Source organism: Cellulosimicrobium cellulans (assembly GCF_016907755.1).
Classification (GTDB): Bacteria; Actinomycetota; Actinomycetes; order Actinomycetales; family Cellulomonadaceae; genus Cellulosimicrobium; species Cellulosimicrobium cellulans_D.
Window position 1 is genome coordinate 1,204,381 of the sequence record NZ_JAFBCN010000001.1, and the last position, 15,350, is coordinate 1,219,730.

The following is a 15,350-nucleotide window of genomic DNA, read 5'->3' on the forward strand; positions in this document are numbered from 1 at the left end:
TGAAGCCAGGTGAGGCGTCGTCCCGTGCGTACCGTGGTACTCCTCGCGGTTGTCCTCTCCACCATCCTGGGAGGCTGCTCGACGCTGGACGCTCCACGACGCCTCCAGGTCGTCGTCGCACCGCACCCGGACGACGACCTCCTCGGGATGGCGGCGGTAGACGACGACGACTACACCGTCTGGGTCGTCGGGACCCAGGGCGAGTCGACGGGATACTGCGAGCCCGACCTGCTGCGCCCGTCGGTCACGTCCCTCGGGGAGTGGCCCGTCCCGACGCCGGCCGGCCGCCAGAGCGCGGAGTGCCGGGCCGCGCGGCTCGCGTCCTGGCTCGGTTTTCACCGCGACCTCTCGGACCGTCAGGGGAGCGACGCGTTCGGCGCAGAGGCGGGACAGCTTCCGGAGCTCCAGGCGGTTCCCGCGCCGGAGCTGGCCACCGGGATGGTGCCGCGGTCGACCGACACCGACGATCAGGCGTCTCCGATCCTCTACTCCGCAGGGGCGGACGCCGCACTGGTCGCCTTCGACGGCGGCGACGGGAATCTGACGGCCGACGAGGTCGAGTACATGGTGGCGTGGGTGCTGGCACAACGGGGCACCCTCCTGCCCGAGCTCGACCTGTCACGCATCATCGGCGCGTCGTACTTCAACGACCCGTCTCGCGTCGTCGCGACGCCGGACTGCCGCCGGGAGCTCTGCACGGGCAACTCCGCGTTCGCCGACTACCCGCATCCGGATCACCTCGCCGTGTCGTCGGCACTCGCGCAGAACGACTTCGGTGCGGTCGAGGGAAACCTCGTGGCGACGTGGCCCCGGCCCATGGCGATCACCTACCGACATGCCTTGGACGAGGACGCCTACTGCTCGTTGATGTGCGAGGCCCCGGACGACACCGGCGTGCCCGTCGGGCTGATGCAGTCGTGGTACGGCTGGCTCGCGTTCCCCGGTGACCACTGGCCGCAGACCGAGGTTCCTGTCCAGGCTGGGAACGGGCGGGCTCTCATCATGTCGCGTCAGCAGGCCTTCCTGAGCTACTACGGTGCGTGGAACCGGGTGGCACCGTGACGACCGCCCTTCGCACCCGGCCCTCGACACGGATCGCTGCACTTGACTGGCTCCGCGGCATCATGCTCGTCGCGTCCGTGACGATCAACAGCATGGTGATCCTGCCGCCATCGTTCCACCACTCCCCGTGGGACGGCGTGAACCTCGAAGACGTCATCTTTCCGATCTTCGTCACGCTCTCGGGCTGCGGTCTCGCCTTCGCCCTCAACAGACGTACCGACTGGCCCCGCTTCGCCCGCAGGGTCGTCGTCCTCTTCGGGCTCGGGCTCGTCTACAACTGGGTCGTCGACGGCACGCAGTCTTTGGGAGAGCTGCGCTTTACCGGGGTCCTCCAGCTCTACGCGGTCGTCGTGCTGCTCACGGCGCTAGGACACCAGCTCACCAGGACCTGGCGCGGGTGGCTCGGCTGGACAGCGTTCTACGCGTCCACGTACTCGGCGCTCCTCATGTGGTGGAGCACGCGGTGCCCCGACTCCACGCTCACTCGCGAGTGCAACCCGTCCGGGGCGATCGACAGCGCCGTCTTCGGCAGTCACATGTACGCGGGTGGTCTCCTGGGGCACGACCCGGAAGGTCTCGTCGCGATCTACGGTTCCATGGTGTCGGTCGCTGCCGGAGCGACGATCGGCCACCTGGTGCTCGCGATCCACCGGCGGTCGGATGACGTCCCCTTGCGTCGCTACGTCGCTCCGCTGACCCTTCTCGGCGCAGGCCTGCTGGCCGCGGCCTGGCTCCTTCCGCGTGCGGCCGACGTGCTCGGCACCGACCTCCCGATGATGAAGAGGCTCTGGACTCCGCCGTTCGCCCTGGCGATCGCTGGAGGCGTCGCGATCGCGATGGGCCTGGCGGTCGTCGTGACGCGCAAGATCGAGTCGCGTCCTGTGCTGGACGCCGCACTCCTCTACTGGTTGGTCGCGCTCGGGCGCAACAGCCTGCTCGTCTACTTCGGGTCCCACGTGCTCAGCTCGTTGTTGCGCCGTTACCCGGGTGGGCCGGGGGAGGGTGTCCTCTTTCAGGCCGTGAACGCGCTCGGAGGCGGCTGGGCCGGGCAGATCGCCGTGACACTCGCGCTGCTGCTCTTCTGGACGACGCTCGCCGTCGTGCTGCATCGCCGACGGATCTATCTGACGGCTTGATCACGGCGCACTGAGAGCCGCTCGGCCCGGCGCGAACGAGGGCGGTACCGGACCAGGTCCGGTACCGCCCTCGACGGAGCTGTACGGGTGACGCTCAGGCCGTCGAGCGCGCCGACCGCTCGTCGTCGACCACACCTGCGGGCTCGTACGCCTCGAGGAGCGTCGACTCCGTCTCCTCGGCCAGCGTCACGCGGCCGGGGGTCGCGTCGACCGGGGCCTCGCTGCCGGCGAGCGCCGCCTCCTTCTCGAGGCGCTCCTGCAGGCCGGTCTTGGTGCCGAGCGGCACCTCCTTGAGGAACGACACGGCGATCAGCGCGATCAGTGCGAGCGGCACCGCGACGAGGAAGATCTCAGCGATGCCGTCGCCGTAGGACTTCTCGACGAGGTCCTTGATCGGCGCGGGCAGCGTCGACACGTCCGGCACGGCGTTGCCGCCGCCCATCGAGTCGGCCGGGATGCCGAGCTTGGTCAGACCGTCCTGGATCGACGTCGTGACCTTGGTCGCGAGCACCGCGCCGAGCACGGACACGCCGATCGCGCCGCCCAGGCTGCGGAAGAACGCGACGGTCGAGGTGCCGGCGCCCATCTCGTCCACGTCGAGCGTGTTCTGCACGGCGAGCACGAGGTTCTGCATGAGCATGCCCATGCTGACGCCGAGGAAGAACAGGTAGACGCTGATGAGCGTGAAGCTCGTGTGGTAGTCGATCGTCGACAGCGCGAACAGCGACGCCACGAGGACCGCGCCACCCGTGACCATGAAGGCCTTGTAGCGGCCGTAGCGCGTGATGAGCTGGCCGAACAGGGTCGACGCGACGAACGTGCCGATGATCATCGGGACCGTCAGGAGGCCCGACTCGGTCGGGGTCTTGCCGCGTGCCACCTGCATGTACTGGCTGAGGAACACGGCGGTCCCGAACATCGCGACGCCGACCGCGACGGATGCGACGACCGCGAGGACGAACGTGCGGTTCTTGAACAGGTGCAGCGGGATGAGCGGCTCGGGCGTCACGCGCTCGACGAGCACGGCACCGACGAGCGCGAGGACCGCGCCGCCGACCATCGCGAACGTCTGCCACGACAGCCACTCGAAGTTCTGCCCGGCGAACGTCACCCACAGCAGGAGCGAGGAGACGCCGGCGCTGATGAGGATCGCGCCCCAGTAGTCGATGCGCACGACGCGGCGCGCGACCTTCGGCAGGTGCAGCGTGCGCTGGAGCACGATGATCGCGGCGATCGCGAACGGCAGGCCGACGAAGAAGTTGAGGCGCCAGCTCACGGCGTCGGTGAGGACGCCACCGAGGAGCGGCCCGCCGATCTGGCTGACGGCCATGATGCCGCCCATGAGGCCCATGAACTTGCCGCGCTCGCGCGGCGAGATGATGTCGGTGATGAGCACCGTGGCGAGCGCCATGAGGCCACCCGCGCCGATGCCCTGGAACGCGCGGAGCGCGATGAGCGTCCCGACGTTCTGCGACAGGCCTGCGAGGGCGGAGGACACGACCGCGACGACGAGCGCGACCTGGATGAGGACCTTGCGGTTGGTGAGGTCGGCGAGCTTGCCCCAGATCGGGGTGGAGATCGTCATGGCGAGCAGGGTCGAGGTGACGACCCAGGTGTAGGACGACTGCGAGCCGTCCAGGTCGCTGACGATCTTGGGGAGCGAGCTCGAGACGATCGAGCTCGCGAGGATCGCGACGAACATGCCGAGGAGGATCCCGGAGAGGGACTCCATGACCTCGCGACGGGTCATGGACGACTCGGTCCCGCCGGGCGGGGCGGTGCGTTCTGGTGTGGTGCTGGTCATGAGGCGCTGAGGTTCCTTGCTCACGGGGCCGTGTCGGAGGGCTCGCGTGTCGTGGGGCGGTGTCAGGTGGTCTGGTGGCCGGTCCGCGCGGCGGCGCGGTCGGCGGTCGGGGGACGTGCCCGACGGCGGTGGTGCCGGCGGGCGCCGTCGGTCACCCGGTCGTACGGGGTGCGTCGTGGCCGGCGACGACCGCCGAGGCCACGCGCTCGATCTGGCGTGTGGCCTCGACGATCTCCTCGTCGCGCCACTCGGCGAACGTCGTGGCGGCGAGGGCGTCGATGTGCTCGTACGCCCGCAGGACGAGCCCGCGCCCCGTGTCGGTGAGCTCGACGGTCCGGGCGCGCCGGTCGTCGTCGTCCACCGTGCGGCGGACGAGGCCCTCGTCGACCAGGTGGCTCACCTGGCGGCTGGCCACGGACAGGTCGACGCGGAGCTTCGCGGCGACGTCCCCGAGCTGGACGGGGCCGCACCGCTGGAGCATGCGGAGCAGCCCGAACGACGAGCGCGGGATGTCGAGGTCCCGCGCGATGCGCACGGCCGACTCGCGCTGGGCGCGGGCCAGCTCGTCGAGCGCGCGGATGAGGCCCGCCGCGGGGGACGGGTCGGGTGCGAGCTCAGGGTCCGCGGTGGTCGCGGGGGTGATGACGGGCACGGGCACTCCTTGGTTGCTGCAGGCAAGCGTACGCCTGTCAGTTGCTTTCAGCAACCATTGTGCGGCGCAAGGAATTCCCGGGTGCCGCGGGAAGGCCCGGAGACGGTCGAACCCGGGGTCCGTCCCCACCCCGCGCTGGCTGTGAGGACCGACCCCGGGTTCGGCAGGAGAGGCGTCAGTGCGCGGCGCGACCCACGCGCTCGTCGCCCATGTCCTCGAGCTCGACGCCCTTGGTCTCCGGGACCTTGCTGAAGACAAAGACGAACGACAGCGCCGCGAAGACCGCGTACATGAGATAGGGGATCGAGGCGCCGAACGCCGACAGCATCGGCGGGAACGTCAGGGTGATCGCGAAGTTCGCGAGCCACTGCGCCATGGCCGCGACGCCGAGCGCGGCCGCGCGGATGCGGTTCGGGAACATCTCGCCCAGCAGCACCCAGACGAGCGGCCCCCACGACGCCCCGAAGAACACGACGAACGCGTTCGCTGCGACCAGGGCGATGGGTCCCCAGGGGTCCGGCAGCGTGATGTTGTCCCCGGTCCCGCTGGACTGCGTGAACGCGAGCGCCATGATGCCGAGCGACACCGTCATGCCCGCCGAGCCGATGAGCAGGATCGGACGACGGCCCACCTTGTCCACGAGCGCGATCGCGATGAACGTCACCGCGACGTTCGTCACGGACGTGATCGTCGACACGAGGAACGACTGGCTCTCGTCGAACCCGACCGCCTGCCACAGCGTCGTCGAGTAGTAGAAGATCACGTTGATCCCGACGAACTGCTGGAACACCGACAGCAGGATGCCGACCCACACGATCGGCTTGAGCCCGAACGACGAGCCCTTGAGCGTCCCCTCCTGGGCGTTCTTCTCGTCGACCGCGATCGAGCGGTGGATCTGCGCGATGCGGTCGTCGACGTCCTCGTCCGGTCCGAGGACGGACTCCAGCACCGCGCGTGCCTCGTCGTCACGACCCTTGGCCACCAGGTAGCGCGGCGACTCCGGGATGCGCATCGCGAGGATGCCGTAGACCGCCGCCGGGACCACGCAGACGAGGAACATCCACCGCCACGCCTCCCACCCGAACCACAGCTCGTTGGAGGCGCCGCCCGCCGTCTCCGCGAGGAGCTGGTCGGACAGCAGCGCCGCGAAGATGCCGACCGTGATCGCGAGCTGCTGCAGCGACCCCATGCGACCGCGCAGCCGCGCCGGCGCGATCTCCGCGATGTACGCCGGGGCGATCACCGAGGCGATGCCGATGCCGACACCCGCCATGAAGCGCCAGATCGCGAGGTCGAACGCCGACCACGCGATCGCCGACAGGATCGAGGACGCGAAGAACAGGACCGCGCCGATCACCATGACGCGCGTCCGCCCCCAGCGGTCGGCCAGGCGACCACCCGACCAGGCGCCGAGCGCGCAGCCGAGGAGCGCGATCGCGACGACGAGCCCGGTCACCGCCGAGTCGAGGTCGAACTGTCCCTCGATCGCCGCGACGGCCCCGTTGATGACCGAGCTGTCGAACCCGAAGAGGAACCCTCCGACCGCGGCGGCGACGGCCAGACCGATGGCCTTGCGGTGGGCGCTGCGTGCGCTCACGGTCGCGTGACCTGCTGCGTCGCTGCTCGACATGTCATCCTCCGCTCCGTCCGGAGCCGGTAGCAGGCCCCTCTCGTCACTGTAGGGCGGGGCGCTTTCGGCGGCGCGGTGAACGGGTCCCGCCCGCGGCGGAGCCCGGCTCGGCGTGGGTCGGCGACCCTGAGCCGAGCCGGTCCGGTGCGACCGGGCCGCCGCCGGGTGGAGACTGGGCGCGTGCCCGACGACGTCCCCGCCACCCCCGCAGACCGGCCCGACCCCGGCCGGTCCGACCGCACGCGACGACCTCGCCGCCCGGCCATGCTCGACCCGCGCGACGCCGACGAGCTCCCCGGCGAGCTCGACCCCGCGCTGCGCGACCAGGTCGCGCACACCACGGCGCGTGCGATCGTGCACCGGGCCCGCGACGCCGAGGACCCCCAGGTCGTCGAGCGCCTGGTCCACCTCGTCGAGACCGAGGGGCTCGACGTCGTGGCGGGCCTGTGGTCGGACGCCGCCCCGAACTCCCTCCCGGGCGCGCTCTGGCGGCTCTACGTGCTGCGCGAGTGGGTGCGCCGCGACCCGCAGACGGTGACGCTGCGGTACCGCCTCGGGGTCGACGCCGCCCCCGTCCACGAGGCGATCGCCGGGGTCCCACGGCCACCCGGCCCCCAGGACGTGCGCGACCTCGCCGACGCCGTGCTCTCCGGCGTGTTCACCGGCGACCTCGCCGTCGCGCTCGAACGGGCCGGGTCGTTCTGCCGCATCCTCGCCACCGGCGCCGCGTTCGACGCCGACGCGCGCGAGGTCGCCGACCCCGACGGCGCGCTCCGCATGACTCGCGGCGCCGGGTCGCTGCTGCGCACGGCCCAGGAGCTCGAGCACGCCGCCGAGCTCTGGCGCGCCGACCGCCTCGACTGAGCTGCCGCGGGAGAACCCAGACCGCGCGACCACGGTTCTGCTTCGGAGGGCCGGGGCTCTCCCTCGGCTGGTAGGGGCGGAGGGTGCGGGATCCGGGGGCGGTGCGCACGTCGGAGGGCGGGGGTCTCGCGGAGCGCGAACACGAGGCCGGCCGGGTACCTCGGGGGCCGGTCGGCACGTACGATGGTTCACGACGCCGGGCCGCGGTAGCCCCGGGCTCCACACTCAGCCGCTACGAGCGGCCACGCGCCGAGAGGCGCTCCCGGTCCGGCGTCGCCAACTTCCCTCGCCCTCCCTCCCCCTGCGCCCACGGCGTCGCGCACGGGACGGCTGGCCGGTCCCGGCGATGACGCCGGGTGCGGGCTGTGAGCGTCCTGAGGATCCGGGACCTTCGCCCCGACGATTCCAGCATCGCTCCGCGCGTCGGCTACATTTGACGAGAGTTCGACGTGCGTTCATCCAGAGATCATCCGACCCGAGATCGTGACCACCCCGGCCGACCGGCCCGTCCGGCGGCCGAGCGGCCCTTGTGGCCGACGCCAGCTCAGCCCCCTACCCCGCGTCCCTTCCGGAGCCTCCCGTGCGCCTGCGCCTGACACCGCGCGACACCTCGTTCTTCGACCTTCTCGCCGCCTCGGCGCAGCACCTGGTCACAGGGTCCACGCTACTGGCGGAGCTGCTCGGCGCGGACCGCCCGACGCGCAAGCAGCTCGCGAAGCAGCTCAGCGAGACCGAGCACCTCGCGGACGACGCGACGCACTCGATCATGCGGCGGCTCAACCAGACGTTCGTCACTCCGTTCGACCGGGACGACATCTACGCCCTCGCGTCGGCGCTCGACGACTGCATGGACTACATGGAGGAGGCGGCCGACCTCATCGTCCTCTACAAGGTGGACGAGCTCCCGGCCCGCGTGTCCGAGCAGGTCCAGGTGCTCCAGCGCGCGTCGGAGCTCACGGCGGAGGCGATGCCGCGCCTGCGCTCCATGGACGACCTCCCCGAGTACTGGGTCGAGGTCAACCGCCTGGAGAACCAGGCGGACAAGGTGCACCGCAAGCTGCTCGCCGAGCTGTTCGACGACGTGTCCGACCCGGTCCTCCTCATGAAGCTCAAGGAGATCGTCGAGGTCCTCGAGCAGGCGGCCGACGCCTTCGAGAAGGTCGCGAACACGGTCGAGACCATCGCCCTCAAGGAGTCCTGAGCCCCGTGGAGGCAGTGCTCGTCGTCGTCGTCGTGGCCTTCGCCCTGGCGTTCGACTACACCAACGGGTTCCACGACGCCGCGAACGCCATCGCGACCTCGGTCTCGACCAGGGCCCTCACGCCGCGCGCGGCGCTCCTCATGGCGGCGGTGTTCAACCTCATCGGCGCCCTGCTCGGCACGGCCGTCGCGCAGACCATCGCCGAGGACATCGTCGCGGTCAACGACGTCCCACCCCATCAAGGCCTCGTCATCGTGCTGTGCGGTCTCGTCGGCGCGATCACGTGGAACCTCATCACGTGGTGGCTGGGGCTGCCGTCGTCGTCGACGCACGCGATCATCGGCGGCCTCGCGGGCGTCGGGATCGCGTCGGGCATCACGGTCCACTGGGACGCGATCCTCGACAAGGTCGTGCTGCCCATGATCTTCTCGCCGCTCATCGGCTTCGGCCTCGCGTTCGCGCTCATGGTGCTCCTGCTGTGGGTGTTCCGGAACGCTGCGCCCGCGCGGGCGTTCCGCCGCTTCCGCATCGCGCAGACCGCCTCGGCGGCGGCGATGGCCCTGGGGCACGGGCTCCAGGACGCGCAGAAGACGATGGGCGTGATCGTGCTCGCGCTGGTCGCCGGCGGGTTCCAGGACGACAACACGATCCCGCTGTGGGTCAAGCTGTCCGCGGCGACCGCGATCTCCCTCGGCACGTACGCCGGCGGGTGGCGCATCATGCGCACGCTGGGCCGCAAGATCATCGAGCTCGACCCGGCGCGCGGCTTCGTCGCCGAGTCGGTCTCCGCGGTCGTGCTGTACGCCAACGCGTTCATCTTCCACGCGCCGGTGTCCACGACGCACACGATCACGTCCGCGATCATGGGCGTCGGCGCGACCAAGCGGCTGTCCGCGGTCCGCTGGGGCGTCGCGAAGAACATCGGTGTCGCGTGGGTCCTGACCATCCCGGCCGCCGCGCTCGTCGCCGCCGTCGTCTACTGGATCCTCAGCCCGATCCTGCTCTGACCCTGCTCGCGCAGGTCGTGACGCGCGGCCCGGACGAACGACCTCGAGGTCGCCCGTCCGGGCCGCGCGTCCGTGCTGTGGGCGGTCAGTGGAGCGGCGGGGCGACCTTCTCGGCCGCGACGACCCGCGGGCCCCGGGGCGTGCGGGCCACGTGGGCGACGATCATCTCGCCCGGCTCGAGGAACGGGTCGTGCGTCGGCAGGGCGTTCGCGACGGGTCGCCGCGAGTGCTGCCCGAGCACGTCGAGCACGGTGGGCAGCACGGGCCGGTGGGTGCACAGCACCGACGACGTCTCGGCCTCGAGGAGCTCGCGGACGGTCCGCGCGACGCGCGCGGGGGAGCGCTCGTGCTGCGCCTCCGTGAGGTGGTCGATGCTCACGGTCTCCAGCCCCGACGCGCCGGCGTAGGGCGCGATCGTCTGGGCGCAGCGGTCCCAGCGGCTCGTCACGACGGTCTCGACCCCGTACGCCGCGAGCACCGGCACCAGGGCGACGGCCTGGGCGTGCCCCGCGGGGGTGAGCGGCCGGTCCTGCTCGTCGCCGTGCCACGCCGAGCGCGCGACGGCCTTGCCGTGCCGGGCGATGACGACGACGTGCGTCGCCAGCCGGCCCTCCTCGCGCTCGCGCACGAGCGCCTCGAGCGGGGCGCGGTCGGCCTGGCGCGTGAGGCGCTGCGCGGCGTCGTCGGCCGTGAGCCAGGCCGCGCGGTCGATCTCCTGGGGTGACACCGGCGGCACGGGGGCGCGCGCGGCGAGCGCTCCGGCGTCGGACCGACGTGACGCCTTGCGCGCGGCCCAGTAGTGCACGCGCTTCACGCGGCCCTCGGGCGTGAGGTACTGCAGTCCCGGCAGGGGGACGCCCAGCACGACCGGCTTGCCCGTCTCCTCGGCGACCTCGCGCGCCGCGGCGGCCTGGAACGTCTCGCCGGGGTCGAGCTTGCCCTTGGGCCACGACCAGTCGTCGTACCGGGGCCGGTGGACGAGGCGGACCTGGAGGTCGTCGTCGCGCACGCGCCACACGAGGGCACCCGCGGACTCGATGACCGGGGCGTGCGAGACGTGGGTCGGGCCGAGGGCGTCCACGAGGGGCAGACCGCTGCGCAGGGCGGGGGAGGGCACACCCATCCGCTACCGCCTCCCGACGAGCCGGCGGCGCTGTCGCTGCACGAGGCTCGCCTGGAGGTCGACGAGGGGCGTGCCGTCCGGACCGGACTCCGGCCGGTGCCACGTGCCGTCGGCGTCGAGGTGCCACGACGCGGTGCGCTCGGACATCGACGCGTCGAGCAGGTCGAGCAGCTCGATGACCTGGTCGGGGTCGGTGATGCGCACGAGCGCCTCGACGCGGCGGTCGAGGTTGCGGTGCATGAGGTCGGCCGACCCGATGTACACCTCGGGCCCGCTCTCCGGGCCCTCGCCGATGGCGGGACCGGCGGAGTTGGCGAAGGCGTAGATGCGTGAGTGCTCGAGGAAGCGGCCGAGGATCGAGCGGACCCGGATGTTCTCGCTGAGCCCGGGGACGCCGGGGCGGACGGCGCAGATGCCGCGGACGACGAGGTCGACCTTCACGCCCGCCTGCGACGCGCGGTAGAGGGCGTCGAGCGTCGTCTCGTCGACGACGGAGTTGACCTTGATCTTCACCCACGCGTCGTGCCCCGCCCGTGCGGCGCTCGCCTCGCGGTCGATGCGCTCGACGAGCCCGGACCGCACCGTGCGCGGTGCGACGAGCAGGCGGTGGAACCGCGACTGCGGCGCGTACCCGGAGAGCTGGTTGAACAGGCGCGTGAGGTCCTGCCCGACGTCGGGGTCGCACGTCAGCAGGCCGTGGTCGGTGTACAGGCGCGCGGTCTTGGGGTGGTAGTTGCCCGTCCCGACGTGGCAGTAGCGGCGCAGGCCGTCCGACTCCTGGCGCACGACGAGCGAGAGCTTGCAGTGCGTCTTGAGCCCGACGATCCCGTACACGACGTGCACGCCCGCCTGCTCGAGCTTGCGCGCCCAGGAGATGTTGGCCTGCTCGTCGAACCGCGCCTTGATCTCGACGAGCGCGAGCACCTGCTTGCCCGCCTCGGCGGCGTCGATGAGCGCGTCGACGATCGGTGAGTCGCCGGACGTCCGGTACAGGGTCTGCTTGATCGCGAGGACCGCCGGGTCCGCCGCGGCCTGCTCGAGGAAGGTCTGCACCGACGTCGAGAACGAGTCGTACGGGTGGTGCAGCAGGACGTCGCGCTCGCGGATCGCGGCGAACACGTCGGTCGGCGTCGAGCTCTCGACCTCCGCGAGGAGGCGGTGCGTCGTGGGCACGAAGGGCGGGAAGTGCAGGTCCGCGCGGTCGAGGTCCGCGATGAGGTTGAGGCCCGTGAGGTCGAGCGGCTCGGGCAGCTCGTACACCTCCTCCTCGACGACGCCGAGCTCGCGCACGAGCAGCGCGCGGATGCGCGGGCTGATCCCGTGCGTCAGCTCGAGCCGCACGGGCGGGCCGAAGCGGCGGCGCAGGAGCTCCTTCTCCATCGCCTGGAGCAGGTTCTCCGCGTCGTCCTCCTCGACCTCGACGTCCTCGTTGCGCGTGACGCGGAACAGGTGCTGCTCGCGCACCTCCATGCCGGGGAAGAGGTGGTCGAGGTGCTGGGCGATGACCTCCTCGATCGGCACGAACGACGTCGGCCCGCGGTCCGGGGCGGCGGTCTGCGACGTCGGCGCGCTCGGGCGTCCCCGCGCGTCGACGGCGATGAACCGCGGCAGCAGCGGCGGCACCTTGACCCGGGCGAAGTGCTCCTTGCCCGTGGTCGGGTTCGCGACCACGACGGCCAGGTTGAGCGACAGCCCCGAGATGTACGGGAACGGGTGCGCCGGGTCGACGGCGAGCGGCGTGAGCACGGGGAAGATCTGCTTGCGGAAGAACTTGTGCAGGCGCTCCTGCTCGCGGGTCTCGAGCTCGTCCCAGTGCACGAGGGTGATGCCCTCCGCGGCGAGCGCGGGCTGGACGTCGTCCGCGAACACGCGCGCGTGCCGCTCCATGAGGTCGTGCGCGCGCTCGCTGATCGCGTCGAGCACCTGGCGGGGCGACAGGCCCGAGGCGGCCGTGACCGCGATGCCGGTCGCCATGCGGCGCTTGAGGCCGGCGACCCGGACCATGAAGAACTCGTCCAGGTTCGACGCGAAGATCGCCAGGAACCGCACGCGCTCCAGGAGCGGCTGGCTCGGGTCCTCCGCGAGCTCGAGCACGCGCTGGTTGAACGCGAGCCAGCTCAGCTCGCGGTCGGCGAACCGGTCGTCGGGCAGCGGACCGAGGTCGAGCTCCGCACCCACCGGCTCGATCTCCGGCTCCTCCGCGATGTGCTCGGCGATGTGCGCGGCCAGGTCCGGGTCGAGCGTGCGCTGCGTGGACGTGTCGGTCATGGGTTCATGGTGGCACCAGTTGGTGAACGGTGCGTGACACGGGTCACCGTGCGGTCGGGCGGGCGTACTGCACGTGCACCGCGCGCCGCGTGAAGCCCGCGCGCTCGTACGTGCGGACGGCGGGCACGTTGTCGCCGTCCACGTAGAGCACCGCGGTCGTGGCCCCCCGGTCGGCGAGGTGCGCGAGCCCGACGCCGGTCAGCAGCCGCCCGAGCCCCTCGCCCTGGGCGGTCGGCACGACGCCGACCACGTAGATCTCGCCCTCGCGCGCGCCGTCGGGCTGGCCGGCCGGGATCTTGGTCCAGACGAAGCCGACGAGCTCGGGCGACCCGTCGCCGGGCGCCGGGTCGCGCTCGAGGAGCAGGAGGCCGGCGGCGTCGAACCAGTCCTCGCGCACCCGGGCGTGCAGGTCGTCGACCGTGAGCCGGCCCTGCTCCGGGTGGTGCGCGAACGCCGCCGCGTTGGCCGCGACCCACGCGTCGTCGTCGTCCCCGGGCACGAACGCGCGCAGCCGCAGGCCCTCGGGGACGACGGGGCGCTCCTGCGGTCCGGCGAGCGGCCTCTCGAGGACCAGCAGCTCGCGCACGACGTCGTACCCCGCCCGCGCGGCGAGACCCCGGGCCGCGGGGAGGTCGCCGTGGGCCCACACGCGCAGCGGCGGGCGCTGCGCCCGGGCGGGCTCGCCGTCGGTCTCCGCCCCGGGGTGCGGCACGCCGTCGAGGTCGGGGTCGCCCGGGCGCGGCTCGGCCGCGCGGTCGGCCGCGCTGCCGAGCAGGTGGAAGCCGAGCCCGTGGCGTCGGTGCTCGGGGCCGACGACGATCTCCGCGCTCGGTGCGTCGCCGCGCTTGTCCACCTGGGCGTACCCCGCGAGCTGGCCCGCGCGCCACGTGAGGAGGTGCACGACGTCGTCGGACGCCTCGCGCAGGTTGAGCAGCGGCTGCTCGGAGAGGGGAGCGACGCCGTCCGCGCGCTCGGCCGCCGCGGCGAGGTCGTGGACCTGCGCGATCTCGACGTCGTCGATGAGCGGCCCGGTGTGCCAGAGGATCGCGGTCTCCACCGGTCCATCTTGCCCCCGGCGTCGCCGCCCAGCCGAACCCGCGGGACGCGGACGGTGCATCGTGCCTGGTCGGGAAGGTTTCGGTACGGGTGACGGTTGTCACGCTCGACCGGTTCGCGGCATCGACGACGGAGGGCAGGGGCGCCATGGGTGCGTGCGCGGTGGAGGAAGCGACGGAGCAGGTGCCGGGCGCGTCGCCGGTGGCGGCGCCCGCGGTGACGACGGCCGGTCCGGAGCGTCCCGGGACGTCGCCGGGCGAGCCGCGGGAGCCGGCGATCTGGTCGCGCAACTTCCGCTACTACTTCACCGCCCGCAGCGCGGGCCTGCTGAGCTGGGCGATGCTCCCCGTGGCGGTCTCGGCGGGACTGCTCAGCTCCGGGTACGGTCTGGCCGTCGCGGGGTACGCGATGGCGTTCCTCGTCGCCCCGTTCGCGGGCCTCGTGCTGTTCGGCGGGGTCCTCGCGGACCGGTTCACGGCCCGCCGGATGATGATCGTCGCCGACCTCGCGAACCTCGCGGCGCACGTCCTGCTCGCCGTCCTGTTCGTGCGGGGCATCGAGCACCTGTGGCACCTGTACGCCCTGCTCGTCGTGGCGGGCACCGCCAACGCGCTCTTCCAGCCGGGCGCCGCGTCGACCGTCCCGCTCGTCGCGCGCGACGTGCAGGGGGCGAACGGCATCCTGCGGACCTCCGAGGCGATCACCGGGCTGGGCGGCCCGGCCCTGGCCGGGGTCCTCGTGGGTTTCGGGTCGACGGGCTGGGTGATGATCCTCTCCGCCGTCGCCTACGGGACCAGCGCGCTGTGCCTGCTCGCGCTCCGGCTCGGCGTCGTCCCCGCGCCGCCGGCCGGGGCGGGCCTGTGGCACAACCTCGCCGTCGGCTGGCGCGAGTTCCGCTCCCGCACCTGGCTGTGGGGCGTCATCGTCATCTGGATGGTCTACGCCGTGCTCGCGTGGGGGCCGCAGCTCCCCGTGGCGGCGGGCGTCGTCGTGCCCGAGCACGGCGCGACGGCGTTCGGCGTCCTCAACAGCGCGCTCGGGGTGGGGACGGTCGTCGGCGGGCTGCTCGCGATCCGCTTCAAGCCCGGGCGACCGCTCGCGGCCGGGGCCGTGGCGCTCGTCGCCTACCCCCTCTACCCGCTCGGCCTCGTGCTCGGCTGGCCGGTGTGGGCGCTCGCGGTCGCGCAGGTGCTCGTGGGCGTCGGGGTCGGGGTGTGGGGCGTCATGTGGGCGACGAGCGTGCAGACCCAGGTGCCGGGCGACGTGCTCAACCGGGTCCACGCCTACGAGGTCGCGGGGTCGGTCGGCATGTACCCGATCGGCGCCGCACTGGCTGGGCCCGCCGTCGCCGCGTTCGGGACCGACCGGGTCCTCCTGGTGGGCGCGGTCGTCGGGACGCTCACGGTCGTCGCCCTGCTGGCGGTCCGCCCGATCCGCACGCTGCGGCGCGTCCCGGACCGGGCCTGAGCGCACCGTGCGGCACCGCCCGCGGCGGCGCGCCGTCGAGCACGGGGTTGTCCGCCGTCGACCACGAGGTTGCTGTCGTT

General features: G+C 72.3%; 12 protein-coding genes. 6 read left to right on the top strand and 6 right to left on the bottom strand.

The features are described from left to right. Positions 1–24 precede the first annotated feature (24 nt). Both JOE63_RS05255 and JOE63_RS05260 read left to right on the top strand, forming a co-directional pair. Positions 25–1,062, top strand: coding sequence for a hypothetical protein (locus tag JOE63_RS05255; protein WP_087471041.1), 1,038 nt, complete (start codon positions 25–27; stop codon positions 1,060–1,062). Then, positions 1,059–2,198 (top strand): heparan-alpha-glucosaminide N-acetyltransferase domain-containing protein, encoded by a 1,140-nt coding sequence (locus tag JOE63_RS05260; protein ID WP_087471042.1) that lies wholly within the window; start codon positions 1,059–1,061, stop codon positions 2,196–2,198. Before JOE63_RS05255 ends, JOE63_RS05260 begins: the two co-directional genes overlap by 4 nt. Positions 2,199–2,292: 94 nt before the next feature. Here JOE63_RS05260 and JOE63_RS05265 read toward each other — a convergent pair whose 3' ends face one another. The 3 genes from JOE63_RS05265 to JOE63_RS05275 all read right to left on the bottom strand — a co-directional run bounded on the left by JOE63_RS05265 (position 2,293) and on the right by JOE63_RS05275 (position 6,284). Beyond that, positions 2,293–4,002: an MDR family MFS transporter gene (locus JOE63_RS05265; protein ID WP_087471043.1), complete on the bottom strand. Its 1,710-nt coding sequence runs from the start codon at positions 4,000–4,002 to the stop codon at positions 2,293–2,295. Between the two features lie 151 nt (positions 4,003–4,153). Continuing rightward, positions 4,154–4,654, bottom strand: coding sequence for a MarR family winged helix-turn-helix transcriptional regulator (locus tag JOE63_RS21360; protein ID WP_087471044.1), 501 nt, complete (start codon positions 4,652–4,654; stop codon positions 4,154–4,156). Between the two features lie 175 nt (positions 4,655–4,829). Beyond that, positions 4,830–6,284: a sugar porter family MFS transporter gene (locus tag JOE63_RS05275; RefSeq protein ID WP_087471045.1), complete on the bottom strand. Its 1,455-nt coding sequence runs from the start codon at positions 6,282–6,284 to the stop codon at positions 4,830–4,832. Between the two features lie 264 nt (positions 6,285–6,548). On the opposite strand from JOE63_RS05275, the gene JOE63_RS05280 reads away from it, so the two are divergent. The 3 genes from JOE63_RS05280 (at position 6,549) to JOE63_RS05290 (ending at position 9,356) form a co-directional block, all read left to right on the top strand. Next, a complete protein-coding gene (locus JOE63_RS05280) occupies positions 6,549–7,148 on the top strand; it encodes a hypothetical protein (RefSeq protein ID WP_204543463.1) in 600 nt (199 codons plus the stop codon). Between the two features lie 580 nt (positions 7,149–7,728). Further along, positions 7,729–8,349 carry a DUF47 domain-containing protein gene (locus JOE63_RS05285; protein WP_021482999.1) on the top strand — a complete coding sequence of 207 codons (621 nt, stop codon included), beginning with the start codon at positions 7,729–7,731 and terminating at the stop codon, positions 8,347–8,349. A 5-nt stretch (positions 8,350–8,354) separates the two neighbouring features. Continuing rightward, positions 8,355–9,356: an inorganic phosphate transporter gene (locus JOE63_RS05290; protein ID WP_087471047.1), complete on the top strand. Its 1,002-nt coding sequence runs from the start codon at positions 8,355–8,357 to the stop codon at positions 9,354–9,356. 85 nt (positions 9,357–9,441) lie between these two features. Here JOE63_RS05290 and JOE63_RS05295 read toward each other — a convergent pair whose 3' ends face one another. From JOE63_RS05295 to mshD, 3 genes are read right to left on the bottom strand one after another with little or no spacing between them, the layout of a single operon-like run. Beyond that, positions 9,442–10,479, bottom strand: coding sequence for an NUDIX hydrolase (locus JOE63_RS05295; protein ID WP_087471048.1), 1,038 nt, complete (start codon positions 10,477–10,479; stop codon positions 9,442–9,444). Between the two features lie 3 nt (positions 10,480–10,482). Beyond that, on the bottom strand, positions 10,483–12,747 hold the full coding sequence (locus JOE63_RS05300; protein WP_087471049.1) for an RNA degradosome polyphosphate kinase: 2,265 nt from the start codon (positions 12,745–12,747) through the stop codon (positions 10,483–10,485). Positions 12,748–12,790: 43 nt separating this feature from the next. Beyond that, on the bottom strand, positions 12,791–13,804 hold the full coding sequence (gene mshD, locus JOE63_RS05305; protein ID WP_307839943.1) for a mycothiol synthase: 1,014 nt from the start codon (positions 13,802–13,804) through the stop codon (positions 12,791–12,793). 89 nt (positions 13,805–13,893) lie between these two features. On the opposite strand from mshD, the gene JOE63_RS05310 reads away from it, so the two are divergent. Continuing rightward, a complete protein-coding gene (locus JOE63_RS05310) occupies positions 13,894–15,270 on the top strand; it encodes an MFS transporter (RefSeq protein ID WP_204539692.1) in 1,377 nt (458 codons plus the stop codon). Positions 15,271–15,350: the final 80 nt, after the last annotated feature.